The following is a 24449-nucleotide window of genomic DNA, read 5'->3' as shown; positions in this document are numbered from 1 at the left end:
TTCATCGGACTGCGGTCCTGGCGATCCGGACTCGGACCGGCAACGTGGGCAATCGCCTCGCGACGAACCATCGCTACCCCGTCAACCCATGCCTTTGCGTAAGCTCCGCCAGGTCGAGCTGCGGACGGGCGCCGATGTGGGAAATGACTTCCGAGGCGGCGAGGCACCCGGTCTTCAGCGCCGATTCCATGGTCTGGCCGCGAGCGAGGCCGAGAAGAAAGCCCGAAGCAAAAAGGTCGCCGGCGCCGGTGGCGTCCACCACCTTGTCCACCGGGAAGGCCGGGACCGATACCACTTCGCCGTTGAACACGGCCATGGCGCCATCGGCGCCCATGGTGATGGCGGCCACTTCCGCATCCTTGGCGATTTCGCGCACCGCAGTGCCCAGGTCGTCGGTCTGGTAGAGCGACTTCAGCTCATTCACATTGGCAAAGACATAATCGATGGTCTTGGACCGAATGAGATCGAGGAACTCGGCGCGATAGCGATCGACGCAGAACGGGTCGGAGAGGGTGAAGGCGGCGGCGCGCTCGTTCTTGTGGGCATAGTGGGCGGCCAGCACGAAGGCCTTCTTGGCCTCGACCGGATCCCACAAAAAGCCTTCCATATAGGTGATGGCCGCGCCGCCGATCTCGTCGGGACTGATGTCGCGCTCGGTCAGTTCGTGGCAGGCGCCGAGATAGGTGTTCATGGTGCGCTCGCCATCGGGTGAGACGAAGATCATCGAGCGGGCGGTCAGCGCGCCATTCTTGAGGCGCGAGGTGTTGTAGTGCACTCCGATCTGGGTGAGGTCGGCATCAAAGACATCGCCCAGCGGATCATCGGCCACCTTGCCCACGAAAGCGGCGCGGCCCCCGAGCGAGGCCACGCCCGCGGCGGTATTGGCGGCCGAACCGCCGGAAATCTGCTGCCGGCCCAGCGGCATTTTCCCGTAGAGTTCCTCGGCCCGATCGGTATCGATCAGGTGCATGATCCCCTCTTTCATGCCTTCGCGCTCGATGAAGCCCGGCTCCACCGGGGCGATGATGTCGACAATGGCATTGCCGATGGTCAGCACGTCGAAGCGGGTCTGGGTCATGGGGGGAACGGTCCGGGTTTCTGGGACAAAAGGCCGTGGGCCGGTTTAGAGCATGAACGGGCAGGGGGCAATTCTTTTGGGCTTCCGCTCCAAACCCTTCAGCAAACACCGGACCGCCCTCGGACCTGATCCGAGGGCCAACTGCACCCACAGCGATGTGGCAGGTGGTCCTCGGGTCAGGCCCGAGGACGGCGCGGTGGTAGGGAAAGGTACGGGTTACAGGCTCGACAGAATTTCCGAGATCAGCGCCTCGGTGTCTTCGCCGGCACGCAGGGCGATCTGGCCGTCGAGCAGCAGGACGGCGAGGCCGTGCACCTTGGCCCAGGCGGCCAGCGCCTTGATGCGGCCAGAGGCGACATCGCCACCAATGACATGGCGCAGCGTATCGAAGGCGGCATCCGCCGCCATGGCCAGGCCCGGGCGACCGTCCTTCTTCAGCTGGGGCGAGAACATCAGCCGGAAGAGATTGGCGTTCTGCAAGGCGAAGACAACATAGGTTTTGCCCATGGCCGTCATCGGATTTTCCGGCCTTGTCGCCGCCACGGCTTCCATGCGCGCCGAAAAGCGCTGGAAGCCGGTGACGGCCAAGGCTTCGAGCAGGGCCGCGCGGCTGTCGAAGTGCCGATAGGGCGCAGCCGGTGAGACGCCCACGGCGCGGGCAAGGTCGCGCAGGCCAAGGCCCGCTTCGCCCTGCTTTTCGAGAATGACCAGCGCGGCCTCAAGCAAAGCCTGGCGCAAATTGCCGTGATGGTAGGGGGAATTGGACAATGTTGACATTGATTACATCATGATTCAAAGTGTAAGCATTGTCAACATGGGAGAGTGGCAGTGGATTGGGACCTGATCCTGGCCTCGGCGCATCACCTGGCGGTGTTCACGCTGGTCGCATTGTTTGCGGCGGAATTCGCGCTGCTGCGCCCCGGCCTTGCCGGCAGGCGTGTCGGCCAGTTGGCCCGGGTCGACGCCGCCTATGGTGCGGTGGCGGGGATTGTCATCGTCGTCGGCATTGTCCGCGTCATCTTCGGCGCCGTCGGCTGGGAATATTACGTCGCCAACTTCGCCTTCTGGGGCAAGATGGCAGCCTTCCTCATCATGGGCCTGCTCACCATTCCACCCACAATGGCATTCCGGCGCTGGCAGAAGGCGGGAGAGGGGATCACCGACTTTGCGCCGCCCTCCGCCGAGATTTCGGGCAATCGGCGGTTCCTGCATCTGCAGGCCGGCGTGCTGGTGCTGATCCCGATCTTTGCCGCCATGATGGCCCGGGGTTATGGGGCCTAACCCCTCACCTTCAGAACGCCATCACCTCCTTCGTCATTGCCCGGCTTGACCGGGCAATCCATGGACCACCCGGTCAAGCCGGGTGGTGACGATGAACATATGAGCCTGCCCCTCTACCGCCCCACCGGCAGCGGCGTCTTGGGTTCGAACAGGCACCATTGCCGGATCGGGCAGCGCCAGCATTCGGGTTTGCGCGCCTTGCACAGATAGCGCCCATGCAGGATCAGCCAGTGATGCGCATGCAGCATGAAGCGCTCCGGCACCTGCCTGGTCAGCGCCTTTTCCACTTCGAGCGGGGTCTTGCCGGGTGCAAGACCGGTTCGATTGCCGACCCGGAACAGGTGCGTATCGACGGCGATGGTGGGCTGCTTGAAATAGATGTTGAGCACGACATTGGCGGTCTTGCGCCCGACGCCGGGCAGCGCCTCGAGCGCCTCGCGGTCATCTGGGACCTCGCCACCATGTTTTTCGATGAGGATCTGGGAGAGGGCGAAGACATTCTTCGCCTTGCCCCGATAGAGGCCGATGGTCTTGATGTGCTCCGTGATCTGCTCGACGCCCAGGGCCACCATGGACGCCGGATCCGGGGCCAGTTCGAAGAGGCGCTTGGTCGCCTTGTTGACGCCGACATCGGTCGCCTGGGCCGACAGCACCACGGCCACCAGCAGCGTATAGGCATTAACATAGTCGAGCTCGCCCTTGGGTTCGGGCTCGATTTCATGAAAGCGCTCGAAAATGGCTTCGGCATCCGCCTTGCCCAGCATTTTCACTTTTTTAACTCTTGGCATTCTCTCGGACCCGATTTTCTGGCAGTATTTCGGCCAAGAGGCGATGCGATGCAAGTCACCACAACCACCCCGCTGTTTGCAGCAACCCTTCGTCCGGACCGGTCCCTGCGCATGGCCGGCGGCTGGATTGCCATGGTGCTGGCGGCCATTGTCGGCACGCCCTTTCTCATTGCCATGCCCGAATTCATGCTGCCGGGCCTTGTCGCCTATGGCTTGGCGGCCGGCGGTCTCGTGGGTTTTGGCCTGCGCCAGTCCCGCCAGCGCCAGATCAGCCAGCAGGTGACCCTCTGGCCCGATCAGCTCGAGGTGACGATGTCGACGCCCGGGACAGACAAGCAATTGCAGCGCTTCGATCCGTCGCTGGTGCGGCTGCGCCTCAAGCGCGACAGCTTTGAGCGGACCACCGGCATTTTCCTCGCCAGCGACGGCATGGAGATCGAGCTGGGGGCATTCCTCTCCAGCGCCGACAAGTCCAGCTTCGCCAAGGCCTTTGGCGGTGCCCTGCGGCAGGCCCGCCGGAGCCACTGATCCTGCACGTCATAAGTCAAAACCGGGTCGCGGCGAATAGGCGCGGGCGCTAGACATGTCCGCAGACGCAAGACGAAAGGCCCGGACATGAACCAGATCAGGACGCTCGCGCCAGACAGCGACTATGACACGATCCGCGCCGCCATCCGCTATCTCAGCGAGAACGGCCCCGATGCCACCGATCTCTCGCGTTTTTCCCGTGCCCTCGGCCTGACCGAACGCCAGCTCACCGATCTCTTCCGGCGCTGGTGCGGTCTCAGCCCCAAGAGCTTTGCGCAGGCCGTGGCGCTCGACCATGCCAAGAGCCTGTTGCGCGATCAGGTGAGCGTGCTCGACACCACTTATGAAGTGGGCCTCTCCTCCACCTCGCGGCTGCATGACCTGTTCGTGACCTACGAGGCCATGCCGCCCGGCGTGTTTCGCGCCGGCGGGGCGGGAATCGACATGGTGTGGGGCGTGGCGCCCTCGCCCTTTGGCCTGGCTGTGGTGACCGCCACCGACTACGGCATTTCCGGCCTCGGCTTTGCCGACGCGGATACCAGCATCGAAGACGCCTTTGCCGACCTCGCCAATCGCTGGCCCAGGGCGCGGTTCAGCCGCGACGACGCCCGTATCGCACCGCTGGTATCGGGAATCTTCGAGCCCGCGCGCTGGTCGGCCGAACAGCCGGTCCGGGTCGTCCTGATCGGCACCGATTTCGAGGTCAAGGTCTGGGAGACGCTGCTGAAAATTCCGGTGGGCAAGGCGACGACCTATTCGGACGTTGCCCGCACTATCGGCAGGCCCAGCGCCTCACGCGCCGTCGGCGCCGCGGTGGGCAAGAACCCGATCAGCTTCGTCGTGCCCTGCCACCGCGTGGTGGGGACGTCAGGGGCCCTCACCGGCTATCACTGGGGGGTGCCGCGCAAGCGGGCGATCCTGGGCTGGGAAGCCGGCGTGATTTCGGCGGCGCATTGAGGCGATAATGACCGCCGCGAATTACATTCGGGCAGTTCGAGGTTTCACGTGAATCGACGTGTTACCACCGCTCTCAGGCCCGCCCTCGGACTTGATCCGAGGGCCATTCCCAACGCCCGCGCGGTCATGAGTGGTCCTCGGGTCAAGCCCGAGGACGGTACCGTGGGTGGGGACAATATCTCCACCCCAGCTCGCTACCGGGTGGTCATGGCTACAGCGTCACACGTTCCACCAGCTTGCCATCCGGCCCGATCCTGTAGGTCGTCGGCTCGCCGGTGCCGATTTCGCGGGCGAGGATTTCGTCGGGGCTGAGGCCTTCGATAGCCATGACCAGAGCGCGCAGCGAATTGCCATGGGCGGCGACGAGCACGGTCTTGCCGGCTTTCAGCTGCGGCAGGATTTCGGCTTCGTAATAGGGCAGGGTACGGGCCGCGGTGTCCTTGAGGGACTCGCCTCCCGGCGGGGGCACGTCAAAAGACCGGCGCCAGATATGGACCTGCTCCTCGCCCCACTTGTCGCGGGCGTCATCCTTGTTGAGGCCCGAAAGGTCGCCATAGTCGCGCTCGTTGAGGGCGACATTGCGGGTGATCGTCACATTGAGAATGCCCATTTCTTCGAGCATCAAGTCGAGCGTGTGCTGGGCGCGGCGCAAAGCCGAGGTGTAGTAGAGGTCGGGCACGATGCCGGCCGCCTTCAGGGCCTTGCCGGTGGCCCGGGCCTCGCCTTCACCCTTTTCGGTCAGGTTCGGATTGCGCCAGCCGGTAAAGAGATTCTTGAGATTCCATTCGCTCTGGCCATGGCGAACGAGAATGAGCGTGCCGGTCATATCTTTGGTCCTTGGATCGGAGGTTCGAGGGCCTTGATCGGGCCCCAAAGGTTCAGTCGGTGAGGCCGAGCACGTCGGCCATGGAATAAAGACCCTTCTGCTGCCCGGCGGCCCACAGCACCGCCTTGAGCGCGCCATTGGCATAGATGGTGCGGTCCTGCGCCCGGTGGTTGAGCTCGATCCGCTCGGAGGGGCCGGCGAGGATCACCATATGGTCGCCGATGACATTGCCGCCGCGCAAAGTGGCAAAGCCGATCGTGCCGGCCTCGCGGGGGCCGGTATGGCCATCGCGCACGCGCACCGACTTGTCCCTGAGCGAAATCTCGCGGCCCCTGGCAGCAGCCTCGCCCAGCATCAGTGCCGTGCCCGAGGGCGCGTCGACCTTCTTGTTGTGGTGCATTTCGAGGATTTCGACATCGTAGTCAGGGAGCGCCCGCGCGGCTTTTTCGACCAGCACCGCCAGCGCCACCATGCCGGGTGAGAAATTCCCCGACTTGACGATCCGCGCTCCGGCGGCGCCGGACGCCGCGATCTCGGCATCATCCGCTTCCGAGCAGCCGGTCGTGCCGATGATGTGGATCAGGCCCTTTTCTGCCGCGAGTCGGGACAGCGCGACGCTGGCGGCAGGGGCCGTAAAGTCGATGATGGCATCGGCCTGATCGAGCAGGGCAGACGCATCGTCACTGACCAAAACGCCCAGCGCCTCGATCCCCGCCAGCGTGCCGGCATCCTTGCCGATGGCCGACGAGCCGGGGCGATCAATGGCGCCCACCAGTTCGACGCCATCATGGGAAGCAACGGCCGCGATATTGGCGGCGCCCATGCGCCCGCCGGCTCCGGCCACGATGATACGCAGGTTGGTCAATGCGAACTCTCCTCGAACTCCCTCGCCTATAGCAGCGCCACGAAGCGCCGCCAACCGGGATGCCGCCCGGGCCGGCACTGTGCTACGATTCGGCAAAGACCAAGAGAAAAGATGGACCTATCCATGACTCTTACCAATGTGCTGGCCGGTGTCGCTGTGGAGGACCTCGGCCAATCCCTCATCTGGTACGAATATCTCTTCGGCCGTCCGGCCGATGCCCGCACCATGGTCGACGTGGCCGAATGGAAACTGCCCGGCGGCGGCTGGGTGCATGTGATGAGCGATGCCGACCGGGCCGGGGCGAGCGTGGTCATGCTCATCGTCGATGACATTGCCGAGGAACTGGCACGGCTCGAACTGCATGGCATCAAACCGGTAGCCAAGGCGATCGGAGACTTTTTCAAGACGGCAAAACTGCGGGACCCGGACGGGAACCTGATCATTCTCAGCCAGCCGCAGCAGGGGACGTATTAAGCGCTCTCCAAAACACCGCGCCGCCCTCGGACTTGATCCGAGGGCCATTCTCAACATCCACCACGTGGACAGTGGTCCTCGGGTCAGGCCCGAGGACGGTCCTGTGGTTGGCGTAAGGCCCGCCATTCGAGCGTAGCTCTCATGGCCTTTTCGCCGGAGATCGCTCCACTGGAGCGCTCTCTTTTCGGCTCAAAGCCGCTTCAGCTTCACTTCCTCAACCCGATGATCCTTCCCCTTCTTGAGGATCAGATCGGCCCGGCCGCGTGTCGGCAGCACGTTTTCGAGCAGGTTGGGCAGGTTGATGGTCTTCCACACATTGCGCCCGAAGATCCCGGCCTCTTCCTCGCTCATTTCCGAAAACTTGCGGAAGAAGGAAGTGGGGTCACGGAAGGCGGTTTCGCGCAGGCGGAAAAAGCGCGTCAGATACCAGTCGCGCAGGTCCTCGACATCGGCGTCGATATAGATCGAGAAATCGATGAAATCGGAGGCGAAGAGGATCGGCTTGCCGTCGCGCGGCAATTCGCCGGGCTGGAGAATGTTGAGCCCCTCGACGATGAGAATGTCGGGGCGGTCGATGATGACTTGCTCGCCCGCCACCACGTCATAGACGAGATGGGAATAGACCGGCACGGCGACCTTTTCCCTGCCTGACTTGATATCGGCCAGGAAGTTGACGAAGCGCGCCCGATCGTAGCTTTCGGGAAATCCCTTGCGATGCATGAGGCCGCGATCCTCCAGCACCCGGTTGGGGTGCAAAAAGCCGTCGGTCGTCACCAGGTCGACCTTGGGGCTCGAGGGCCAGCGGCTGAGCAGCGCCTGCAGGATGCGCGACGTCGTCGACTTGCCCACTGCCACCGAACCGGCGACGCCGATGATGAAGGGCACCTTGTCGCCCGGCGTATTGAGGAAGCGCGAGGACACGTCGTGCAGGCCCTGGATGGCTTCCACATAATAGGAGAGCAGGCGCGAGAGCGGCAGGTAGACTTCTTCGGCCTCGGCCAGCGAGATCGGATCGGTCAGCGCGCGCAGCCGCTCGATATCGGCGGCATTGAGCGTCATGGGCTGACCATTCCTGAGGTCGCTCCACTGCGCCTTGGTGAAGGTGCGATAGGGGTCGAGGGCAGGCAAACGCTTGGCCATCAGGATTGAGTCTCCCGGCCGGCCTTTTCGGCCAGGCCCGACTGGGCGGTGCGGGCATCGAGCTCGGCCATGACTTCGGCCAGCGGCACGCCTTCGGCCTTGAGCACGACCAGCAGATGGTAGAGCATGTCGGCGCTTTCCTTGACGAGGTCAGAGCGGTTGTGGGTGACCGCCGCGATCACCGCTTCGGTGGCTTCCTCACCCAGTTTCTGGGCGGCCTTTTCCACGCCACGGGCGATGAGCCTGGCGGTGTAGCTTTCATCGGGCGAGGCGGCGGCGCGCTGGGCGATCCGCGCTTCGAGGTCTTCAAGGGTCATTCTGGTCTTCCCCAATCGTTCCGAGAGTCATTCCGGCTAGGGCTGGAATCCATGCGCCAAATTTCGATGCAGGACCGAAAGACGCGGACATGGACCCCGGCCTTCGCCGGGGTGACATCGTGTGTTGGTATGGCTTAGAGCAAAAATCCGCTGCGCCGTCACTAAGACCTAAGCCGCTCTTCCGGCGACGGCATCCATTCGCATCTGGATCCCGTGCTCGGTCATATAGGCCTTGGCCTGGGGGATCGTGAAGGTGCCGAAATGGAAGATGGAGGCGGCCAGCACGGCGCTGGCATGGCCCTCGGTCACACCCTCGACCAGGTGCTGCAGCGTGCCGACGCCGCCCGAGGCGATGACCGGCACCTCGACACTGTCGGCAATGGTGCGGGTCAGCCTGAGGTCGAAGCCCGACTTGGTGCCGTCCCGGTCCATCGAGGTCACCAGCAATTCGCCGGCGCCGCGCTCGACCATTTTCGCGGCAAATTCCACCGCATCGATGCCAGTCGGCTTGCGCCCGCCATGGGTGTAGATTTCCCATTCGCTCCGATTGTCGCCACCAAGCCTGGCATCCAGCCTCTGCTTGGCATCGACGGAAACCACGATGCACTGATTGCCGAACTTGTCGGCAGCGCGGGCAATGAAATCGGGATCGTTCACTGCGGCCGAATTGATCGCCACCTTGTCGGCACCGGCCAAAAGGAGCTTCCTGATGTCCTCGATGGTCCGGACGCCGCCGCCGACCGTCACCGGCATGAAGCAGTGTTCGGCGGTGCGCGCCACGACGTCGAAAATCGTGTCGCGGCCTTCATGGCTCGCGGTGATGTCGAGGAAGGTCAATTCATCGGCGCCGGCCGCGTCATAGGCCATGGCAGCCTCGACGGGGTCACCGGCATCGACGAGGTCGACGAAGTTGACGCCTTTGACGACTCTGCCGCCCGCCACATCGAGGCACGGAATAATACGGGTCTTGAGGCTCATGGAGTTTCTGCCTTCTGCATCCGCCCCCAGGCGATGCGATGGATGATGAGAATAACCAGCCAGACGATCAAGGCGCCGCCGCCCAGCGGCAACGTAGCCAGCGCAAACCAGCCCAGGACGAAGAGCGTGTAGAGTGTCGGACCCAGGTCGGCGCCCGCTACCATGCAGGTATTGATACCACCCTCATGGAGCACGCAGCCATTGGCGTCCGCAATTCCTCCGGCCACGAAGATCGAGATGACAGGCGCCAGCGCAAAGAGCAGAATCACCACCAGCAACAGCCCGTAGGCCCACCAGGGAAAGCGCGGCGGCCGGCCCGTCGTCATGCGCCCCGCAGCCTCGCCAGTGCTTCACGTGAATCAATGCGCCCGTCATAGAGGGCGCGACCGGAAATGGCGCCTTCGAGCACCTGGTACTCGGGGCGCGTCATGCGTTCGATATCGTCCATCGAGGCAAGTCCGCCCGAGGCAATGACCGGAATGGAGGTGGCGCGCGCCAGCTCCAGCGTCGAGTCCCAGTTGATGCCGGCCAGAATGCCATCGCGATCGATATCGGTATAGATGATGGCCGCGACGCCGGCGCCTTCAAAGCGCTTGGCCAGTTCGATGATGCTCAGTTCTGACGTTTCGGCCCAGCCCTCCACCGCCACCATGCCCTGCTTCGCATCGGTGCCCACAGCGACCTGACCCGGCCACTTTTTCGCAGCTTCCCTGACCAGGTCCGGATTGCGGACCGCGACGGTGCCGAGAATGACGCGGGCCAGACCCTTGTCGAGCCAGCTCTCGATATGGTCGAGCGTGCGGATGCCGCCTCCCAGCTGCACCGGGAAATTCACCGATCTGAGGATGGCTTCCACCGCGGCGCCATTGACGCTTTCGCCGGCAAAGGCGCCATTGAGGTCGACGACGTGGAGATATTCAAAACCCTGGTCCTCAAAGCTCTTCGCCTGGGCAGCCGGATTGTCGTTGAAGACGGTGGCCTGATCCATGTCGCCGAGCTTGAGGCGCACGCACTGGCCGTCCTTGAGATCGATGGCGGGGAAGAGGATCATTGGGGGCTCCGACTATTCTTCTCCCCCTCGGGGAGAAGGTGGCGCGCAGCGCCGGATGAGGGTGATGGTTCGGCGCGAGTGGAGAGTTCCCCCTCACCCGTCCCGGCCTGCGGCCGGTCCACCCTCTCGCCGAGGGGGAGAGGAACAGGATCGGCGCCCGCCTGAATCACGGCGCCCACCCCAAAAAATTCTCGATCAGCTTCAGTCCCAGCGCCTGGCTTTTTTCCGGGTGGAACTGGGTCCCGAAGATGTTGTCGCGGCCGACACAGGCGGTCAGTGCGCCGCCATAATTGGTGGTGGCGACGAGGTCGGCCGGTTCGTCCGTCTTGAGGTGATAGGAATGGACGAAGTAGGCGTGCAGCCCGTTCGGCCCCAGCGCGATGCCGTCAAGCAGCGCATGGGGGCGGGTGGCCAGGATGGTGTTCCATCCCATATGCGGAATCTTCAGAGCCGGATCAGACGGCGTGATCTTTTCGACCGCGCCGGGAATCCAGCCGAGGCCCTCGGTGACCACTTTTTCGCGGCCTTCGCTGGCCAGAAGCTGCATGCCGACGCAGACGCCGAGGAAGGGCGTGCCGCCCCTGATGACGCGCTCGCTGAGCACCTCGACCATGCCGGGCACGGCATCGAGACCTGCCTTGCAATCGGCAAAGGCGCCGACGCCGGGCAGCATGATGCGATCGGCCCTGCGCACGACATCAGGGTCAGCGGTGACGGTGATGAGATCACCCTTGCCGCGTTCGGCGGCGACGCGCTCGAAGGCATTGGCGGCCGAGCGCAGATTGCCCGCGCCGTAATCGATGATGGCGACAGAGGTCACGAAACCGTCTCCATGGCAGAGAGGCGCGCCAGGTCGGCGTCCTCGGCAAAACGATAGCCCGCCTGCTGATAGCCGCGGCGCCGAAGGGCGCGGCGGCGCGCGCCCGGCGCGGCAAAGCCACAGGCCAGCGCCAGCGCGATATAGAGCCAGATCACGGCATCGCCACCGATCCAGCCCTCGGCGAAGACCAGAGCGACGAGGCCGATGAGAAAGAAGGCCAGCTGGTCCCAGAGACGGTGGACAAGGGCGTGCACTGGCGGCAGCAGGGTCGCGAACCAGGAGAACTTTTCGGGCACGGCCTCGGGCAGCAGAGCGCTTTCCGGCTTCGGCGTGAGAATGGCGTAGAGGGTCAAGGGGACACTCCAAGGGCTGGATGTGGTCCACTTAGTGCAAAATGCGCGACGGGGGAAGGGTAGTGGAGCCGCGACACACTCGGTGCGCCCCTCTCCCTTGGGGGAGAGGGTGGGGTGAGGGGACCTTTGGCAAACGCCGGATTGAGGGAGGCCCCCTCACCCGGCGCTTCGCGCCGACCTCTCCCCCAAAGGGAGAGGTGAAGGGACTACAGCGTGCCCTTGGTGCTGGGCACCCGATCGGCCGCGCGCGGATCGATTTCGACAGCGTCGCGCAGGGCGCGGGCCACGGCCTTGAACATGGACTCGGCCAGGTGATGGTTGTTGTCGAAGTAGAAGTTTTCGATATGCAGCGTGATGCCGGCATTTACGGCAAAAGCCTGGAAGAACTCGCGGAATAGCTCGGTGTCGATCTCGCCGATCTTGTCTTTGGAGAACTCGGCCTTGAACACGAGGAAGGCGCGGCCGGAGACGTCCAGCGCCGCGCGGGTCAGCGTACCATCCATGGGCAGGTCGCAGCTGGCATAGCGACGGATGCCCTTCTTGGCGCCGAGAGCCTCCCTGATGGCCTGGCCGAGGGCAATGCCGACATCCTCCACCGTGTGGTGGAAATCGATGTGCAGGTCACCCTTGCAGGCCACGTCGATGTCGATGAGCGAGTGGCGCGCCAGCTGGTCGAGCATGTGATCGAAGAAGCCGACGCCGGTCTGCATGGCATGCTTGCCGGTCCCGTCGAGATTGATCGAGACGGAAATCTCGGTCTCGTTGGTCTTGCGGGCGATTTTTGCTGTGCGCATGGCGTCTCTCCGATTTCGGCGGGTGAGTAGCAGATAGGCACAGCGGCGTGAAGATTGGGTTTCTTCACCTCTCCCTCTGGGGGAGAGGTCGGATTGCGTAGCAAGCCGGGTGAGGGGGCCTCACCGGCAGCCTTGGTCAAAGGCCCCCTCACCCGCCGCTTCGCGTCGACCTCTCCCCCAGAGGGAGGGGTGGGCTTCGCCCCGGTTGCAATCGCTTCATGCCGCCCTAAATATCACTCAACAGTTCGGAGTATCTCCCCCTATGAGTGACAGTAATTTTCCCGGCTGGCATGGCACGACCATCGTTTCCGTGCGCAAGGGCAACAAGGTCGTGGTGGCTGGCGATGGCCAGGTTTCCATGGGCCAGACCGTGATGAAGCATGGCGCCAAGAAAGTGCGGCGCCTGGCTGGCGGCAAGGTGATCGGCGGCTTTGCCGGATCGACCGCCGATGCCTTTACCCTGTTCGAGCGGCTCGAAGGCAAGCTTGAGCAATATCCCGACCAGCTGATGCGCGCCGCCGTGGAACTGGCCAAGGACTGGCGCACCGACCGGTATCTGCGCAAGCTCGAAGCCATGATGATCGTGGCCGACAAGACCGATACGCTGGTGCTGACCGGCAATGGCGACGTGCTGACCCCCGATCATGGCGTCATCGCTATCGGCTCGGGCGGCAATTATGCGCATTCGGCGGCGCTGGCTTTGCACCAGGCCACCGAGCTCGATGCCGAGGACATTGCCCGCCGTGCCATGAAGATCGCCGAGGAAATCTGCGTCTACACCAATGGCAATGTGACGGTGGAAAGCATCGAGCTCTGATCCCGTGACCTTCTCCATCCGACGCCTCGGCCCCGACGACCTCAACGCCTATCGTGCCATCCGCCACGAGGCGCTGGCCAATCATCCGGAAGCCTTCGTCTCGACAGCCGAAGGCTTTGCGCAAAAGAGTGATGCCGAAATCCTTCAGACGCTCGACGCTTTGACGGTTTTCGGGGCCGTGTTGCCCGACGGATCGCTGGGCGGCATCAACGCGTTTTTGCGCAATGAAGGCGCCAAGGAACAGCATCGGGGCTGGATGATCCAGGTCTATACACGACCCGAACATCGCGGCACCGGCCTCTCCCGGGCGCTGGTCGAGCATCTGGTCGAACATGCAAGGCATCACGTGATCCAGATCCATCTCGGCGTCTGGTCGGAAAATGTCCCGGCCATCAAGCTCTATGAAAAGCTCGGCTTTGAAACCTATGCCACCGAGCCCCGCTATCTCTTCGTGAACGGTCGATACATCGACGAACACCTGATGGTGCGCTTCCTGGACCGCTGAGGTCCGACAGCAAGGCACGATCCAGACGCGTTCCCGAACCGCAATCCGGTTCCCATCTTGCTGGGAACGCTCAAACGAGTACCAAAATGACAGAAACCAATTTCTCCCCACGCGAAATCGTCTCCGAGCTCGACCGCCACATCGTGGGTCAGGCCGATGCCAAGCGCGCCGTTGCCGTGGCCTTGCGCAATCGCTGGCGCCGGCAGCAGCTGCCGCCCGATCTTCGCCGCGAAGTCAGCCCCAAGAATATCCTGATGATCGGGCCCACCGGCGTCGGCAAGACCGAGATTTCGCGCCGTCTGGCGCGGCTCGCCCAGGCGCCATTCGTCAAGGTTGAAGCCACCAAGTTCACCGAGGTCGGTTATGTCGGCCGCGACGTCGAGCAGATCGTGCGCGACCTCGTCGAGGCCGGCATTACCGTCCTGCGCGACAAGCGCCGCCGCGACGTGCAGGCGCAGGCCCATCACAATGCCGAGGAGCGGGTGCTCGACGCGCTGGTCGGTACCTCGGCCACGCCCTCGACCCGCGACAGCTTTCGCAAGAAGCTGCGCGACAACGAGCTCGACGACAAGGAAATCGAGATCGAGATGACGCCGGCAACGCCGCAGGGAATGGATATTCCCGGCATGCAGGGCGGCATCGGCATGATCAACCTTTCCGACATGTTCAAGCAGGCCATGGGCGGGCGCGGGGTCAAGCGCAAGATCAAGGTCAAGGATGCGTATGATCCGCTGATCGCCGAAGAGGCCGACAAGCTGCTCGACCAGGATCAGCTCAAGGCCGAGGCCATCGAGCTCGTGGAAAACCACGGCATTGTCTTCATCGACGAGATCGACAAGGTGGCGGCCCGCGAGGGCGGGGTGCAGGGCGGGCCGTCGCGCGAAGGCGTGCAGCGCGATCTCCTGCCGCTGATCGAAGGCACGACCGTTGCCACCAAGTATGGACCGGTCAAGACCGACCATATCCTGTTCATCGCTTCGGGGGCTTTCCATGTCTCAAAGCCCAGTGACCTGCTGCCCGAATTGCAGGGCCGCCTGCCGATCCGCGTCGAATTGAAGGCCCTGACGCGCGAAGACTTCATCGGCATTCTCTCCGACACCGAGGCCAGCCTCATCAAGCAGTATGTGGCGCTGATGGGCACGGAAGGGGTGACGCTGACCGTCAGTCCGGACGCCATCGAGGCCATTGCCGACGCGGCGGTGAAGGTCAATTCCACGGTGGAGAATATCGGCGCGCGGCGCCTGCAGACAGTGATGGAACGGCTGGTCGAGGAAATCTCCTTCGACGCGCCCGACAGGGCCGGCCAGACCATCGCCATCGATGCCGCCTTTGTCCGCGACAAGGTGGGCGTGCTGGCCGGGGATACGGATCTCAGCAAGTTCGTGCTGTAACCTGACGCATTTCCGGTGGGGCGTGCCCCAACGCATGTCCCACCGGGATGACGTCGCGTCCGGGGTGATAGCTGAGCTAGCGCTTCCTGCCGGACCGCTTCACCAGCTCATCGCGGAGAAACCTCAGGTCCTCGGGGTCCAGGCGCTCGATATTGTCGCGCAGGCGATTGGCCAGTTCGGTCGCCTCAGGCACGAGGCCGCCGGTATCGATGGTGACCTTGGGGTCGGAGATTTCGGCGAGGCGCTGCAATTCCTCTGCTTCGTCCCAGATGACGTTGAAATAGGCGATCATGCGGTGGAGCAGGAAACTGGTCGGCTGCCCCCGCTTGCCATGCTCGAGCGCCGAAAGGTATGCCGAGGACACGTTGAGGGCCGCCGCCATTTCCTTGAGGGAAATGCCGCGCGCCTCGCGCAGGGATCGCAATTTCGCGCCGAGCGGGGTCATGGACGCCTGAGGCGCACATACCACGCCCCCTCTCCGCCATGGCCGCGGGCGGCCACGCTCCAGCCCGAGATCAGATGCGCCAGGCCCGGTTCGCTGAGCCAGATCGGCAGCATGGTGCGCAGAATGCCGCGCTCGGTCATGGCGGCGATATAGTCATTGTCGGTTTTGGCGCCCTTGCCGGTAATGACCAGGATGGTCCGGTCGCCCCGCGCCGCCCGCGCGCCGATGAAGCGGCGCAAGGTATCGCGGGCTTCGGCCTGGGTCATGCCATGCAGGTCGATCCGGCCATCGATGTCGATGCGGCCGCGGCGCACCTTTTTGTGGATGGCCGGGTCGACAGCCTTCTCCACGACCTGGGACGGGGCGGCGGGTGCCTGATAGGCGGGCAGGAAAGATTTTCCGGGCTTGAGTGGCCTGGGCGGCGCCTTGACCAGCGGTACCGGATCAGGCTCGGGCACCGGCAGGACGCCGGACCCCAGCTTCAGCAGGCCCTTGCGGCGCAAGGGTTCCACGGTCTCGGCAACCGTGGTCCACAGATGGAAGTCGTGCGGCAGGCGCTTCGAATGGCGCTTGGACATGGGCGGGCCTGCCGGAAGAAATCAGTCGAGCTGGCTGGTGGCCACGACTTTCCAGTTCGGATCGCGCGATCTGGGGTTGCGCGAGAACGTCCATTCATCGGCAATGGTCTGGACCTGATCGGCATTGCCCTCGACCAGATTGCCATCCTTATCGCGGGTGGCCGAAACCACTTCGGCATGGAAATCGACGGTGATGTTGACATCCTTCTTGTCGAACTCGGCATCGACAATGGCAATCTTGGGGAGGCCGACAAAGGTGAAGTCGACCTTCTGGCCCGCAGCCTCGCGATCGGCAATGGCGCGCTGGAAGCTTTCGAAAATCGGCTTGTCGAGCAGGTTTTTCAGAGTCTGGCGATCGCCTTCGGCAAAGGCGGTGACGATCATCTCATAGGCCTGCTTGGCGCCTTCGAGGAAGCTCTTGGGCGAGAAGGTCGGATCGGCCTCGACCACGGCGCGCAGGCCGGCGGCAAGATCGGCATTGCCGGCAGCGGCCTGTTCGATCTCGGCTTCTGTCTTGCGGGCACGACGCTCATCATCGAGATCGGGCTGGGCCGGGCGCGGACGCAGCGGCACAACGGTTTCTTCGGCGCTTTCGGCCTGCTTTTCGGTGGGCGTGGAGCGGGTGCGATCCACCGGCGGGCGTTCATTGCCGGTACGGCTGCCCAGCACCGAGCGCAGCCGGAACAGCACGAAGACAGCAACTGCGATGGCAATCAGCGTCGGCAGATCGAGGAAATCGTCCATGAAATGGGCACCTTGCGCGGGAGGCGTCGACAAAAAACTACTGGATGGCGCTCGTTCTGCGCCGCGGCTGTCCTATATATAGGAAAACCTTTAGCCCAAAACCAGTTCACGTTGGGGCGAGTTGCGTTTTTGCCGCGCCCCGTTTTGCCAAACAGACAAGGATAGGATCTTGGCCCGCCTTATTGCCCTTGGATTTCTGATCCTGCCGCTGATCGAAATCGCGCTGTTCATCGTGGTCGGCCGGGCCATCGGCCTCCTGCCGACGCTGGGCCTTGTGATCCTTGCCGCCATTGCCGGGCGGGCTGCTGCTGCGACAGCAGGGAATGCAGGCGGTCCAGCGGCTGCGCAGCAATATGAGCGCCGGCACCATTCCAGGCCGCACCATGTTCGATGCCATGCTGATCGGCCTTTCCGGCATTCTGCTGATCCTGCCCGGCTTTCTCACTGATCTCGTGGCGCTGGCTCTGCTGGTGCCACCGGTCCGGGAATGGCTGTTCACGGCTTTGGCCGGCCGGGTCCAGGTGGTGGAAACCACCACGACCTATCGGCGCTACGGTCCCGCCGGGTCCGGGGGGCCCTATGGCCAGGACACCGAGACCAAGGCGATCGATCTTAAGGATGATGACTGGCGCGAGGACCGCGATTAGGCGCTTGGCTTGTTCGCATCCGCCAAAAGTGCTAGCCACACCGCCACAATTGCCTGAACTCGCCATTGAGAAGGACCAGATATAATGGCCGATGAAACCCAGGGCGCCGCAGCGCCGCAGACCGGCACCGCGCCCAGCATGAATCTCGTGGGCCAATATATCCGCGATCTCTCCTTCGAGAATCCGGGCGCGCCCGCGACGCTGCTGAGCGGCGGCGCAAACCCGGCTTTCAACGTCTCGATCTCGGTCGGCGTGAAGAAGCAGAATGACGAAATCTACGCGGTCGAGCTGACCCTCAACGCCAAGGCCAATCGCGAAGAAACCGTGCTGTTCAATGTCGAGCTCGTCTATGGCGGCATTTTCCGTTTGAAGAACGTGCCGGAAAACCAGCTCTCGCCGCTCCTGATGATCGAATGCCCGCGCCTGATCTTCCCGTTTGCCCGGCAGGTCCTGGCCAGCGTCACCCAGCAGGGCGGCTTCCCGCCACTGATGATGGAGCCGGTCGATTTCTCCGCCATCTATCGGCAGAACCTGGCCAAGCTCGCCGCCCAGAACGGCACGCCTGCCGCTCCCGCGGATTCCGGCCTGCCGAACTGATCGTTTTTCGATCGATAGACTGCAAAACCCCGGTTCGCGCCGGGGTTTTTTGTTTGTCCCGCTGCCTCCACACTCACCGCAGTCATCCCGGCGCAGGCCGGGATCCATGTGCCGATGCAAGAATGGACTCCGGCCTTCGCCGGAGTGACACTGTGTGTTGTCGTATCGTGGACAGGGTCGATTGATCGCGCGAGGCGACTACTCCGCCGCCTCGGCATATTGCGCCCAGATGGCGCTTTCGCCCATCTTGGCTATAAAGGCGGCATGCGCCTCGGCTTCTGCGGCACTGATCCGGCCGGGCAGGGCCACCGGCCGTGGCGCCACGGCTATGCGGGCCACGGTGACACCCACGGCGGCGGTCTCGATTTCGGCCACCAGCGCCAGGCTCACCTGCTTTCCACCGATCAGTTCCAGATAGACCTCGGCGAGAATCTCGCTATCGAGCAGCGCGCCATGCAGGGTCCGGCGGGAATTGTCGATGCCGTAATGCTTGCACAGCGCATCGAGGCTGACGCGGGCGCCCGGATGCTTCTTCCGGGCGACCATCACGGTGTCGATCACCTCATTGCTCAGCGCCTTGTGGCCGCTGATCTCGAGCTGATGATTGAGAAACCCCATGTCGAAAGGGGCATTGTGGATCACCAGCGTGGCATCGCCGATGAACTCGAGAAATTCGGGGGCCACGTCCTTGAACAGCGGCTTGTCGGCAAGAAATTCCTCGCTGAGCCCGTGCACGCGAAACGCCTCTTCGGGCATGGAGCGCTGCGGATTGATATAGACGTGAAAATTCTTGCCGGTCGGAATGTGGTTGATCAGCTCGACGCAGCCGATTTCCACCAGGCGATCGCCGCCCGTCGGCGAGAGGCCCGTGGTTTCGGTATCGAGGACGATTTCCCTGATCATTGGCCCTGCCGTTCGAGTTGCGCCACGAGTTCGGCGACCTGTTCCTCGATTTCTTCGCGCGATTGCGCGGTATCGAAGGTCCAGGTGGCCCGGCTTTTCTTTTCGGCCTGTGGCATCTGCCGGGCAAGCAGGGTCTCCAGCTTTTCCACGGTCATGCCCGGTCGAGCCAGAACCCGCTGGCGCTGGATGGCCTCATCCACATGGGTGACGGCAACGGCATCGAAGCCATAATCATGGCCACTTTCGAACAGCAGCGGCACTTCCACGGCGGCGGCGACATGCCCTTGGCGCTCGGCCGCATCGAGGAATTCTGAAATCCTGTCGCGCACCAGGGGATGCACTACCGCCTCGAGACGGGCAAATCCGCCCGGCTCGGCCGCAAGGCGGCGAGACAATTCGGCGCGATCGATGACGCCGGCTTTGGCGACACCGGGAAACAGCGCCTCGACCGGCGCGACGGCGTCGCCGGCATAAAGCTCCGCCACCGCCTCGTCTGCTGAAAACACCGGCACGCCCGCGGCTGCAAACGCCTTGAGCAGGGTCGACTTGCCCGTCGCGATCGAGCCGGTAATGCCGATCCGCTGCATTTATCAGTGATCCAGCGTTGCTTCGACCAGCGCCCGCAATTGCGGGGTGACTGATGGGGTGACGCCGAACCAGGCGGCAAAACCCGGCACGGCCTGATGCAGCAGCATGCCCAGGCCATCCACTGTGCGCAGCCCATGGGCCCGCGCTTCGCCGAGGAGCGGGGTTTCGAGCGGCGTATAGACAATGTCGGTGACCAGCGTGGTCTTGGGCAGAAGGCTCATGTCGAGCCAATCAAACCTTGTCCCATGCATGCCGATGGAGCTGGTATTGACGACAAGGCCAATACGCGGCGCCAGTTCGTCAAAGGCCTCAAAACCATGGGCTTCGAAGGGCCCGTCGATTTCCTCGATCAGGGCCTGGGCATTGGCAAGGGTGCGGTTGAGCACATGGACCTGACCCCCATTGCGCCGCCGCAAAGCCACGAGCACGGCCCGGGCGGCACCGCCGGCGCCGATGATCAGCGCATCCCTGGGGCCGTCCGACCAGGTCGGGGCATTGGCGTCAAGATTGCCCAGAAACCCCAGATAATCGGTATTGGTGCCATGCACCTTGCCGTCGCGGACGACGAGCGTATTCACCGCGCCGATCTTTCGCGCCAGGTCATCGACACTGTCGCAAAGGGCAAAGACCGCTTCCTTGTGCGGAATGGTGACATTGCCGCCGGCAAATTCACCCGCCCGCAGCTGCCCGAAAAAGCCCGGCAGGTCATCAGGCGCGACGTCGATGGCGTCATAGGAGCCGTCTATGCCATGCTCTTTGAGCCAGGTGCCATGAATGAGCGGCGAACGTGAATGGGCGATCGGATGCCCGATAACAAAGGCCTTGGTGGTCACGTCTGGTCCTGGGAGTTGAGAAGCTCGGGAGCGATATCGCGCAAAGCCGCAAGCAAAGGAAGCAGCGGCAGGCCCAGAATGGTGAAATAGTCGCCGCTGACGGTTTCAAAGAGCCTGATGCTCGGGCCTTCCAGCCGGTAGCTGCCGACCGATCCAAGGATCGCATCGCCTTCAAGGGCCACGACCTGGTCGCGTTCACTGTCGGAAAAGTCCCGCATGGTGAGCTCGGCAGTCTGCAGGTCGGACCAGAGCAGGGCGCCGTCCCGCACCAGGGTGACAGCCGCATGCAGGCGATGGGTCTTGCCGCGCAGATGCGCCAGCTGGGCACGCGCTTCTTCGAGCGATCCCGGCTTGTGCAAAAGCTGCGGCCCCAAAGACAGGGTCTGGTCCGCGCCGATCACAATCGCGCCGCGATGCAGCCCCGAAACCGCCTCGGCCTTGCGCCGGGCGAGGAGCAAAGCAACATCACGGGCATCGCCGCCGGCCCCCAAAGCCGCCTCTTCGAGCGCCCGTTCGTCGATCTGGGCCGTGACCGCGTCAAAAGCCAATCCGGCCTTGTGCAGCAAGGCTTTGCGGGTGGCGCTGGCAGAAGCAAGGATCAGCATGGGATGCAGTTTTTCCACACTGTCATCCCCAGCTCAAGGCCGATCTGTGAACTGGTCGGGTAAGTTCTGGACCACGGCAGACTTGTTCGACCTGGCCTTCAAACTGTTAACAGTTCCTTTCCGAGAGGGGATTCGGGACCCTGTGGAAAGCTCTGGTGAAATCGGCTTTTCGAGCCTGATCTCGTTTCCACCGCGGATTCACAGGCGGAATCGAATCGTTGACTCGGCAAAGGCCGGGCGCCTCACTTCTTAACGAGATATTAATGGTTAAGTCTTCGTGAACGGAAAATTTACATTCACACCCTATTAACCATTGCCTGCGCGCAAGTGTCACCGAAGGCGCCGATTGTGGGTGACGCTGAATTCCAGCTAAACACCCCCATAAAGATAAAGAAGCGAAGCTAAGAAAGACTCTTTATTGGGTTTGGAAGGGATGAACACATGGCCCCGGTGACCGAAAAGCCGTTGCTCGCAACCGTTCTGGGACAGAAGCAGAGCCGTCCACCCATATGGATCATGCGCCAGGCCGGACGCTATCTGCCCGAGTACCGGGAGACGCGAAGCCAGGCCAAGGATTTCCTTGAGCTCTGCTACACGCCCGACCTTGCCGTCGAGGTTACGCTGCAACCCTTGCGACGCTTCGATCTCGATGCGGCCATCCTTTTTTCCGACATCCTCGTCATCCCGGACGCCCTTGGGCAGAAGGTTCGCTTTGCCACCGGTGAAGGCCCGCTGCTCGAGGCTTTGGATGAGAAGGGGATCGATGCGCTTGAACCCCAGGGGGCCATGACGCATCTTGCACCCGTGCTGGAGACCGTGCGCCGGCTTCGGGCAGCACTGCCCCCCGAAAAGACCCTGATCGGCTTCTGCGGCGCGCCCTGGACCGTGGCCACCTACATGCTGGGGGGGCGCGGCTCGTCTGACCAATGGGTGGCGCGAAAGTTTGCGCTGGAATATCCCGCGGCCTTCGACAAGCTGATGGACATCCTGGTCCAGACCTCGATCGACTATCTTGCCGCGCAGCTGGACGCCGGCGCCGATGTGGTGCAGATCTTTGAAAGCTGGGCGCTCAATCTCGATGATATGAGCTTTGCCCGCAATGTGATGGAGCCCAATCGCCGTATCGTCGAGGGCCTGCGCCAGCGCGTGCCCAATGCGCCCATTATCGGTTTCCCGCGCGGGGCTGCGGGCAATCTCCGGCGTTATGCCGAGACGACAGGGGTCAATGCGCTGGGGATCGATTTTGCCACCCCGCTCGATTTCGTGCGCACGCATCTGCCCCAGGGCCTCACCGTGCAGGGCAATCTCGACCCGCTGCGTCTCGTCGTCGGTGGCGAGGCCATGGAAAGCCAGGCCCGCGCAATTCTCGCGGCCTTTGCCGATCGCCCGCACATTTTCAATCTGGGGCATGGGATCGTGCCCGAAACCCCAATCGCCCATGTCGTACGCTTGATCGACCTGGTCAAGAACGGCTAGGCCGTCACCGAACTGTTGAGGAGTTCGCCATGTATGAATGGGTCAAGGCGCTGCATGTCATCTCGGTCATCGCCTGGATGGCGGGGATGATGTATCTGCCGCGCCTCTTCGTCTATCACGCCGGATGCGCGGTCGGCTCGGATCGCTCGGAGACCTTCAAGGTGATGGAGCGCAAGCTCTATCGCGGCATCATGACCCCCGCCATGATTGCCACCTGGATTTTTGGCCTGTGGCTGGCCTTTGGCTTTGGGATTGTCGATTTTTCGCAGGGCTGGATGTGGCTCAAGGCCATCATGGTCATTGCACTCAGCGGCATACACGGCTGGCTCGGCACGCTGCGGCGCGCCTTCCAGGAAGACAGGAATACCAGAAGCCACAAATTCTACCGCGCCATCAACGAAATCCCCTTCGTCATCGCCGTGGTCATCGTCATTGCGGTGATCGTGAAACCGTTCTGATCGACGCGGCTCAGGCCTTCGAGCTCAGCCTCATGGCCCGCTCGCCTCAAATCTCTCTGCCGGAGCGACTTGCCCTGTCGAGACGGTTCGCAGTTTCACGTGAATCCCGCTCATTCGGATGTGCATGCCTTCGGAATTTATTCCGGCTCCAGTGCTAAGTCTTGAAACCGGCGCCGGATCAGGCTACATGGATGCAACGGCATCCCCTGATTGCGCGACCGCCCGGTTGCTGCGCGGAGGCCGAACTCCCCACCTTTTTCGTCCAGACTTTCGATCTTCCCTCAAGGGTCACGTCGCATACATGCAGAATATCAAGCTCAGTGAGCTCAAGGCCAAATCCCCGGCTGAACTTTTGGCCTTTGCCGAGGAACTCGAGGTCGAAAACGCTTCGACCATGCGCAAGCAGGAGTTGATGTTCGCCATTCTCAAGGAATTGGCGGCCCAGGACATCAATATCGTTGGCGAAGGCGTGGTCGAAGTGCTCCCGGACGGGTTTGGCTTCCTGCGCTCCCCCGACGCGAATTACTTGCCCGGTCCCGATGACATCTATGTCAGTCCCAGCCAAATCCGTCGCTTTGGCCTACGAACAGGCGACACGGTCGAGGGCGAAATCCGCTCTCCCAAGGAAGGCGAGCGCTACTTTGCTCTCCTGAAAGTTTCGACCATCAATTTCGAAGATCCCGAGGCGGTCCGCCACAAGGTCAACTTCGACAATCTCACCCCGCTCTATCCCGAAGAACGGCTCCGTATGGAGCTGCCCGATCCCACGATCAAGGATCGCTCGGCGCGTCTGCTCGATCTCGTGGCCCCGCTCGGCAAGGGTCAACGCGCGCTGATCGTTGCGCCGCCGCGTACTGGTAAGACCGTATTGTTGCAGAACATTGCACAATCGATCGCGACCAATCACCCCGAATGCTATCTGATCGTGCTGCTGATCGACGAGCGCCCGGAAGAAGTGACCGACATGCAGCGCTCGGTGCGCGGCGAAGTCATTTCCTCCACCTTTGACGAGCCGGCCTCGCGCCACGTCCAGGTGGCCGAAATGGTGATCGAAAAGGCCAAGCGCCTTGTCGAACACAAGCGCGACGTCGTTATCCTGCTCGATTCCATCACCCGCCTCGGCCGCGCCTACAACACTGTCGTTCCGAGTTCCGGCAAGGTTCTGACCGGTGGTGTGGATGCGAACGCCCTGCAGCGCCCCAAGCGCTTCTTCGGTGCCGCCCGCAATATTGAGGATGGCGGCTCGCTGACCATCATCTCCACGGCGCTGATCGATACCGGCAGCCGCATGGACGAAGTGATCTTCGAAGAGTTCAAGGGTACCGGCAACTCGGAAATCATCCTCGACCGCAAGGTCGCCGACAAGCGCATCTTCCCGGCCCTCGACATCACCAAGTCGGGTACCCGCAAGGAAGAACTGCTGGTCGAGAATGACACGCTCAAGAAGATGTATGTGCTGCGCCGCATCCTGAACCCGATGGGCACGATCGACGCCATGGAATTCCTGGTCGACAAGGTCCGCCAGACCAAGACCAATTCCGATTTCTTTGACTCGATGAATACCTGACACACGCTGTCGGTTGAACTAAAAGAGCGGCACGCAGAACAGCGT

At 62.9% G+C, this 24449-nt stretch carries 33 protein-coding genes; 13 read left to right on the top strand and 20 right to left on the bottom strand.

The genetic code is table 11. The annotated features are described in order from the left end of the window. Positions 1 to 73 precede the first annotated feature (73 nt). Both MQW79_RS12830 and MQW79_RS12825 read right to left on the bottom strand, forming a co-directional pair. A complete protein-coding gene (locus MQW79_RS12830; protein WP_476584862.1) occupies positions 74 to 1078 on the bottom strand; it encodes an adenosine kinase in 1005 nt (334 codons plus the stop codon). 216 nt (positions 1079 to 1294) lie between these two features. Further along, on the bottom strand, positions 1295 to 1855 hold the full coding sequence (locus MQW79_RS12825) for a TetR/AcrR family transcriptional regulator (RefSeq protein ID WP_476584861.1): 561 nt from the start codon (positions 1853 to 1855) through the stop codon (positions 1295 to 1297). Positions 1856 to 1906: 51 nt separating this feature from the next. Between MQW79_RS12825 and MQW79_RS12820 the strand changes: the two genes are divergently transcribed. Further along, positions 1907 to 2359, top strand: coding sequence for a DUF2214 family protein (locus tag MQW79_RS12820; RefSeq protein WP_476584860.1), 453 nt, complete (start codon positions 1907 to 1909; stop codon positions 2357 to 2359). Between the two features lie 113 nt (positions 2360 to 2472). Here the strand turns inward: MQW79_RS12820 and nth are convergent, their stop codons facing one another. Then, positions 2473 to 3147 carry an endonuclease III gene (gene nth / locus MQW79_RS12815; protein ID WP_476584859.1) on the bottom strand — a complete coding sequence of 225 codons (675 nt, stop codon included), beginning with the start codon at positions 3145 to 3147 and terminating at the stop codon, positions 2473 to 2475. Positions 3148 to 3195: 48 nt separating this feature from the next. Between nth and MQW79_RS12810 the strand changes: the two genes are divergently transcribed. Further along, positions 3196 to 3675, top strand: coding sequence for a DUF2244 domain-containing protein (locus tag MQW79_RS12810; protein WP_476584858.1), 480 nt, complete (start codon positions 3196 to 3198; stop codon positions 3673 to 3675). A gap of 87 nt (positions 3676 to 3762) precedes the next feature. After that, on the top strand, positions 3763 to 4632 hold the full coding sequence (locus tag MQW79_RS12805) for a methylated-DNA--[protein]-cysteine S-methyltransferase (RefSeq protein ID WP_476584857.1): 870 nt from the start codon (positions 3763 to 3765) through the stop codon (positions 4630 to 4632). A 211-nt stretch (positions 4633 to 4843) separates the two neighbouring features. Here the strand turns inward: MQW79_RS12805 and MQW79_RS12800 are convergent, their stop codons facing one another. Both MQW79_RS12800 and dapB read right to left on the bottom strand, forming a co-directional pair. Further along, positions 4844 to 5458, bottom strand: coding sequence for a 2,3-bisphosphoglycerate-dependent phosphoglycerate mutase (locus MQW79_RS12800; RefSeq protein WP_476584856.1), 615 nt, complete (start codon positions 5456 to 5458; stop codon positions 4844 to 4846). A gap of 52 nt (positions 5459 to 5510) precedes the next feature. Further along, positions 5511 to 6353 (bottom strand): 4-hydroxy-tetrahydrodipicolinate reductase, encoded by an 843-nt coding sequence (gene dapB, locus MQW79_RS12795; protein WP_476588233.1) that lies wholly within the window; start codon positions 6351 to 6353, stop codon positions 5511 to 5513. Between the two features lie 93 nt (positions 6354 to 6446). On the opposite strand from dapB, the gene MQW79_RS12790 reads away from it, so the two are divergent. Beyond that, positions 6447 to 6797 carry a VOC family protein gene (locus tag MQW79_RS12790; protein WP_476584855.1) on the top strand — a complete coding sequence of 117 codons (351 nt, stop codon included), beginning with the start codon at positions 6447 to 6449 and terminating at the stop codon, positions 6795 to 6797. Positions 6798 to 6986: 189 nt separating this feature from the next. On the opposite strand, the gene coaA is transcribed toward MQW79_RS12790, so the two are convergent. From coaA to hisB, 8 genes are all read right to left on the bottom strand, one after another. After that, complete coding sequence (coaA, locus tag MQW79_RS12785) at positions 6987 to 7937, bottom strand: type I pantothenate kinase (protein ID WP_476584854.1); 951 nt, start codon at positions 7935 to 7937, stop codon at positions 6987 to 6989. After that, positions 7937 to 8254 carry a phosphoribosyl-ATP diphosphatase gene (locus tag MQW79_RS12780; RefSeq protein ID WP_476584853.1) on the bottom strand — a complete coding sequence of 106 codons (318 nt, stop codon included), beginning with the start codon at positions 8252 to 8254 and terminating at the stop codon, positions 7937 to 7939. The genes coaA and MQW79_RS12780 overlap by 1 nt, the downstream gene beginning before the upstream one ends. A 168-nt stretch (positions 8255 to 8422) precedes the next feature. Then, a complete protein-coding gene (hisF, locus tag MQW79_RS12775) occupies positions 8423 to 9232 on the bottom strand; it encodes an imidazole glycerol phosphate synthase subunit HisF (RefSeq protein ID WP_476584852.1) in 810 nt (269 codons plus the stop codon). Then, complete coding sequence (locus tag MQW79_RS12770; RefSeq protein ID WP_476584851.1) at positions 9229 to 9558, bottom strand: hypothetical protein; 330 nt, start codon at positions 9556 to 9558, stop codon at positions 9229 to 9231. Before MQW79_RS12770 ends, hisF begins: the two co-directional genes overlap by 4 nt. After that, on the bottom strand, positions 9555 to 10283 hold the full coding sequence (hisA, locus tag MQW79_RS12765) for a 1-(5-phosphoribosyl)-5-[(5-phosphoribosylamino)methylideneamino]imidazole-4-carboxamide isomerase (RefSeq protein ID WP_476584850.1): 729 nt from the start codon (positions 10281 to 10283) through the stop codon (positions 9555 to 9557). Before hisA ends, MQW79_RS12770 begins: the two co-directional genes overlap by 4 nt. Positions 10284 to 10449: 166 nt before the next feature. Next, on the bottom strand, positions 10450 to 11103 hold the full coding sequence (gene hisH / locus MQW79_RS12760; protein ID WP_476584849.1) for an imidazole glycerol phosphate synthase subunit HisH: 654 nt from the start codon (positions 11101 to 11103) through the stop codon (positions 10450 to 10452). Then, a complete protein-coding gene (locus tag MQW79_RS12755; RefSeq protein ID WP_476584848.1) occupies positions 11100 to 11456 on the bottom strand; it encodes a hypothetical protein in 357 nt (118 codons plus the stop codon). The genes hisH and MQW79_RS12755 overlap by 4 nt, the downstream gene beginning before the upstream one ends. 206 nt (positions 11457 to 11662) lie before the next feature. Next, positions 11663 to 12250 carry an imidazoleglycerol-phosphate dehydratase HisB gene (gene hisB, locus MQW79_RS12750; protein ID WP_476584847.1) on the bottom strand — a complete coding sequence of 196 codons (588 nt, stop codon included), beginning with the start codon at positions 12248 to 12250 and terminating at the stop codon, positions 11663 to 11665. Between the two features lie 262 nt (positions 12251 to 12512). On the opposite strand from hisB, the gene hslV reads away from it, so the two are divergent. The 3 genes from hslV to hslU all read left to right on the top strand — a co-directional run bounded on the left by hslV (position 12513) and on the right by hslU (position 14963). Beyond that, positions 12513 to 13067: an ATP-dependent protease subunit HslV gene (hslV, locus tag MQW79_RS12745; RefSeq protein ID WP_476584846.1), complete on the top strand. Its 555-nt coding sequence runs from the start codon at positions 12513 to 12515 to the stop codon at positions 13065 to 13067. Positions 13068 to 13071: 4 nt separating this feature from the next. Further along, complete coding sequence (locus tag MQW79_RS12740) at positions 13072 to 13572, top strand: N-acetyltransferase family protein (RefSeq protein ID WP_476584845.1); 501 nt, start codon at positions 13072 to 13074, stop codon at positions 13570 to 13572. 86 nt (positions 13573 to 13658) lie between these two features. After that, positions 13659 to 14963: an ATP-dependent protease ATPase subunit HslU gene (gene hslU / locus MQW79_RS12735; RefSeq protein WP_476584844.1), complete on the top strand. Its 1305-nt coding sequence runs from the start codon at positions 13659 to 13661 to the stop codon at positions 14961 to 14963. Between the two features lie 76 nt (positions 14964 to 15039). Here hslU and MQW79_RS12730 read toward each other — a convergent pair whose 3' ends face one another. From MQW79_RS12730 to MQW79_RS12720, 3 genes are read right to left on the bottom strand one after another with little or no spacing between them, the layout of a single operon-like run. Continuing rightward, the gene (locus tag MQW79_RS12730) at positions 15040 to 15408 is read right to left on the bottom strand and encodes a helix-turn-helix domain-containing protein (RefSeq protein ID WP_476584843.1); all 369 of its coding nucleotides are present in this window, start codon (positions 15406 to 15408) and stop codon (positions 15040 to 15042) included. Beyond that, positions 15405 to 15986 (bottom strand): Smr/MutS family protein, encoded by a 582-nt coding sequence (locus MQW79_RS12725; RefSeq protein ID WP_476584842.1) that lies wholly within the window; start codon positions 15984 to 15986, stop codon positions 15405 to 15407. The genes MQW79_RS12730 and MQW79_RS12725 overlap by 4 nt, the downstream gene beginning before the upstream one ends. A 21-nt stretch (positions 15987 to 16007) precedes the next feature. Next, a complete protein-coding gene (locus tag MQW79_RS12720) occupies positions 16008 to 16730 on the bottom strand; it encodes a Tim44/TimA family putative adaptor protein (protein WP_476584841.1) in 723 nt (240 codons plus the stop codon). 232 nt (positions 16731 to 16962) lie between these two features. Here MQW79_RS12720 and MQW79_RS12715 point away from each other — a divergent pair, with 232 nt between their 5' ends. From MQW79_RS12715 to secB, 3 genes are all read left to right on the top strand, one after another. Continuing rightward, on the top strand, positions 16963 to 17178 hold the full coding sequence (locus tag MQW79_RS12715) for a hypothetical protein (RefSeq protein WP_476588232.1): 216 nt from the start codon (positions 16963 to 16965) through the stop codon (positions 17176 to 17178). Further along, positions 17084 to 17377, top strand: a complete 294-nt coding sequence (locus tag MQW79_RS12710) for an FxsA family protein (RefSeq protein WP_476584840.1) — start codon at positions 17084 to 17086, stop codon at positions 17375 to 17377. Before MQW79_RS12715 ends, MQW79_RS12710 begins: the two co-directional genes overlap by 95 nt. 84 nt (positions 17378 to 17461) lie before the next feature. After that, positions 17462 to 17974, top strand: a complete 513-nt coding sequence (secB, locus tag MQW79_RS12705) for a protein-export chaperone SecB (RefSeq protein WP_476584839.1) — start codon at positions 17462 to 17464, stop codon at positions 17972 to 17974. Positions 17975 to 18172: 198 nt separating this feature from the next. On the opposite strand, the gene dnaQ is transcribed toward secB, so the two are convergent. From dnaQ to MQW79_RS12685, 4 genes are read right to left on the bottom strand one after another with little or no spacing between them, the layout of a single operon-like run. Beyond that, positions 18173 to 18874: a DNA polymerase III subunit epsilon gene (gene dnaQ / locus MQW79_RS12700; RefSeq protein WP_476588231.1), complete on the bottom strand. Its 702-nt coding sequence runs from the start codon at positions 18872 to 18874 to the stop codon at positions 18173 to 18175. Beyond that, positions 18874 to 19464 (bottom strand): dephospho-CoA kinase, encoded by a 591-nt coding sequence (coaE, locus tag MQW79_RS12695; RefSeq protein WP_476584838.1) that lies wholly within the window; start codon positions 19462 to 19464, stop codon positions 18874 to 18876. Before coaE ends, dnaQ begins: the two co-directional genes overlap by 1 nt. Positions 19465 to 19467: 3 nt before the next feature. Beyond that, positions 19468 to 20298 carry a shikimate dehydrogenase gene (locus tag MQW79_RS12690; RefSeq protein ID WP_476584837.1) on the bottom strand — a complete coding sequence of 277 codons (831 nt, stop codon included), beginning with the start codon at positions 20296 to 20298 and terminating at the stop codon, positions 19468 to 19470. Continuing rightward, on the bottom strand, positions 20295 to 20903 hold the full coding sequence (locus MQW79_RS12685; RefSeq protein ID WP_476588230.1) for a Maf family protein: 609 nt from the start codon (positions 20901 to 20903) through the stop codon (positions 20295 to 20297). Before MQW79_RS12685 ends, MQW79_RS12690 begins: the two co-directional genes overlap by 4 nt. A gap of 441 nt (positions 20904 to 21344) precedes the next feature. On the opposite strand from MQW79_RS12685, the gene hemE reads away from it, so the two are divergent. The 3 genes from hemE to rho all read left to right on the top strand — a co-directional run bounded on the left by hemE (position 21345) and on the right by rho (position 24404). Further along, positions 21345 to 22379, top strand: coding sequence for a uroporphyrinogen decarboxylase (gene hemE, locus MQW79_RS12680; protein ID WP_476584836.1), 1035 nt, complete (start codon positions 21345 to 21347; stop codon positions 22377 to 22379). A gap of 29 nt (positions 22380 to 22408) precedes the next feature. Continuing rightward, on the top strand, positions 22409 to 22837 hold the full coding sequence (gene hemJ / locus MQW79_RS12675) for a protoporphyrinogen oxidase HemJ (protein WP_476584835.1): 429 nt from the start codon (positions 22409 to 22411) through the stop codon (positions 22835 to 22837). Positions 22838 to 23138: 301 nt separating this feature from the next. Next, positions 23139 to 24404 carry a transcription termination factor Rho gene (gene rho / locus MQW79_RS12670; protein WP_476584834.1) on the top strand — a complete coding sequence of 422 codons (1266 nt, stop codon included), beginning with the start codon at positions 23139 to 23141 and terminating at the stop codon, positions 24402 to 24404. Positions 24405 to 24449: the final 45 nt, after the last annotated feature.

This window comes from Devosia sp. Micro-HW1 (assembly GCF_056341075.1).
The sequence above is the reverse complement of the archived record's forward strand: the minus strand, read 5'-3'. Positions and strand labels throughout refer to the sequence as shown.

What these genes read in the sequence shown, in the direction of transcription:
- MQW79_RS12800 (WP_476584856.1), bottom strand. Translation starts at nt 5,458, where the DNA reads ATGACCGGCACGCTCATTCTCGTTCGCCATGGCCAGAGCGAATGGAAT.
- MQW79_RS12810 (WP_476584858.1), top strand. Translation starts at nt 3,196, where the DNA reads ATGCAAGTCACCACAACCACCCCGCTGTTTGCAGCAACCCTTCGTCCG.
- MQW79_RS12780 (WP_476584853.1), bottom strand. Translation starts at nt 8,254, where the DNA reads ATGACCCTTGAAGACCTCGAAGCGCGGATCGCCCAGCGCGCCGCCGCC.
- hslU (WP_476584844.1), top strand. Translation starts at nt 13,659, where the DNA reads ATGACAGAAACCAATTTCTCCCCACGCGAAATCGTCTCCGAGCTCGAC.
- hemE (WP_476584836.1), top strand. Translation starts at nt 21,345, where the DNA reads ATGGCCCCGGTGACCGAAAAGCCGTTGCTCGCAACCGTTCTGGGACAG.
- hisB (WP_476584847.1), bottom strand. Translation starts at nt 12,250, where the DNA reads ATGCGCACAGCAAAAATCGCCCGCAAGACCAACGAGACCGAGATTTCC.
- MQW79_RS12720 (WP_476584841.1), bottom strand. Translation starts at nt 16,730, where the DNA reads ATGGACGATTTCCTCGATCTGCCGACGCTGATTGCCATCGCAGTTGCT.
- hemJ (WP_476584835.1), top strand. Translation starts at nt 22,409, where the DNA reads ATGTATGAATGGGTCAAGGCGCTGCATGTCATCTCGGTCATCGCCTGG.
- coaE (WP_476584838.1), bottom strand. Translation starts at nt 19,464, where the DNA reads ATGCAGCGGATCGGCATTACCGGCTCGATCGCGACGGGCAAGTCGACC.
- MQW79_RS12710 (WP_476584840.1), top strand. Translation starts at nt 17,084, where the DNA reads ATGAGCGCCGGCACCATTCCAGGCCGCACCATGTTCGATGCCATGCTG.
- hslV (WP_476584846.1), top strand. Translation starts at nt 12,513, where the DNA reads ATGAGTGACAGTAATTTTCCCGGCTGGCATGGCACGACCATCGTTTCC.
- hisF (WP_476584852.1), bottom strand. Translation starts at nt 9,232, where the DNA reads ATGAGCCTCAAGACCCGTATTATTCCGTGCCTCGATGTGGCGGGCGGC.
- MQW79_RS12805 (WP_476584857.1), top strand. Translation starts at nt 3,763, where the DNA reads ATGAACCAGATCAGGACGCTCGCGCCAGACAGCGACTATGACACGATC.
- nth (WP_476584859.1), bottom strand. Translation starts at nt 3,147, where the DNA reads ATGCCAAGAGTTAAAAAAGTGAAAATGCTGGGCAAGGCGGATGCCGAA.
- coaA (WP_476584854.1), bottom strand. Translation starts at nt 7,937, where the DNA reads ATGGCCAAGCGTTTGCCTGCCCTCGACCCCTATCGCACCTTCACCAAG.
- secB (WP_476584839.1), top strand. Translation starts at nt 17,462, where the DNA reads ATGGCCGATGAAACCCAGGGCGCCGCAGCGCCGCAGACCGGCACCGCG.
- rho (WP_476584834.1), top strand. Translation starts at nt 23,139, where the DNA reads ATGCAGAATATCAAGCTCAGTGAGCTCAAGGCCAAATCCCCGGCTGAA.
- MQW79_RS12790 (WP_476584855.1), top strand. Translation starts at nt 6,447, where the DNA reads ATGACTCTTACCAATGTGCTGGCCGGTGTCGCTGTGGAGGACCTCGGC.
- MQW79_RS12730 (WP_476584843.1), bottom strand. Translation starts at nt 15,408, where the DNA reads ATGACCCCGCTCGGCGCGAAATTGCGATCCCTGCGCGAGGCGCGCGGC.
- MQW79_RS12830 (WP_476584862.1), bottom strand. Translation starts at nt 1,078, where the DNA reads ATGACCCAGACCCGCTTCGACGTGCTGACCATCGGCAATGCCATTGTC.
- MQW79_RS12685 (WP_476588230.1), bottom strand. Translation starts at nt 20,903, where the DNA reads ATGCTGATCCTTGCTTCTGCCAGCGCCACCCGCAAAGCCTTGCTGCAC.
- MQW79_RS12770 (WP_476584851.1), bottom strand. Translation starts at nt 9,558, where the DNA reads ATGACGACGGGCCGGCCGCCGCGCTTTCCCTGGTGGGCCTACGGGCTG.
- hisA (WP_476584850.1), bottom strand. Translation starts at nt 10,283, where the DNA reads ATGATCCTCTTCCCCGCCATCGATCTCAAGGACGGCCAGTGCGTGCGC.
- MQW79_RS12725 (WP_476584842.1), bottom strand. Translation starts at nt 15,986, where the DNA reads ATGTCCAAGCGCCATTCGAAGCGCCTGCCGCACGACTTCCATCTGTGG.
- MQW79_RS12825 (WP_476584861.1), bottom strand. Translation starts at nt 1,855, where the DNA reads ATGTCAACATTGTCCAATTCCCCCTACCATCACGGCAATTTGCGCCAG.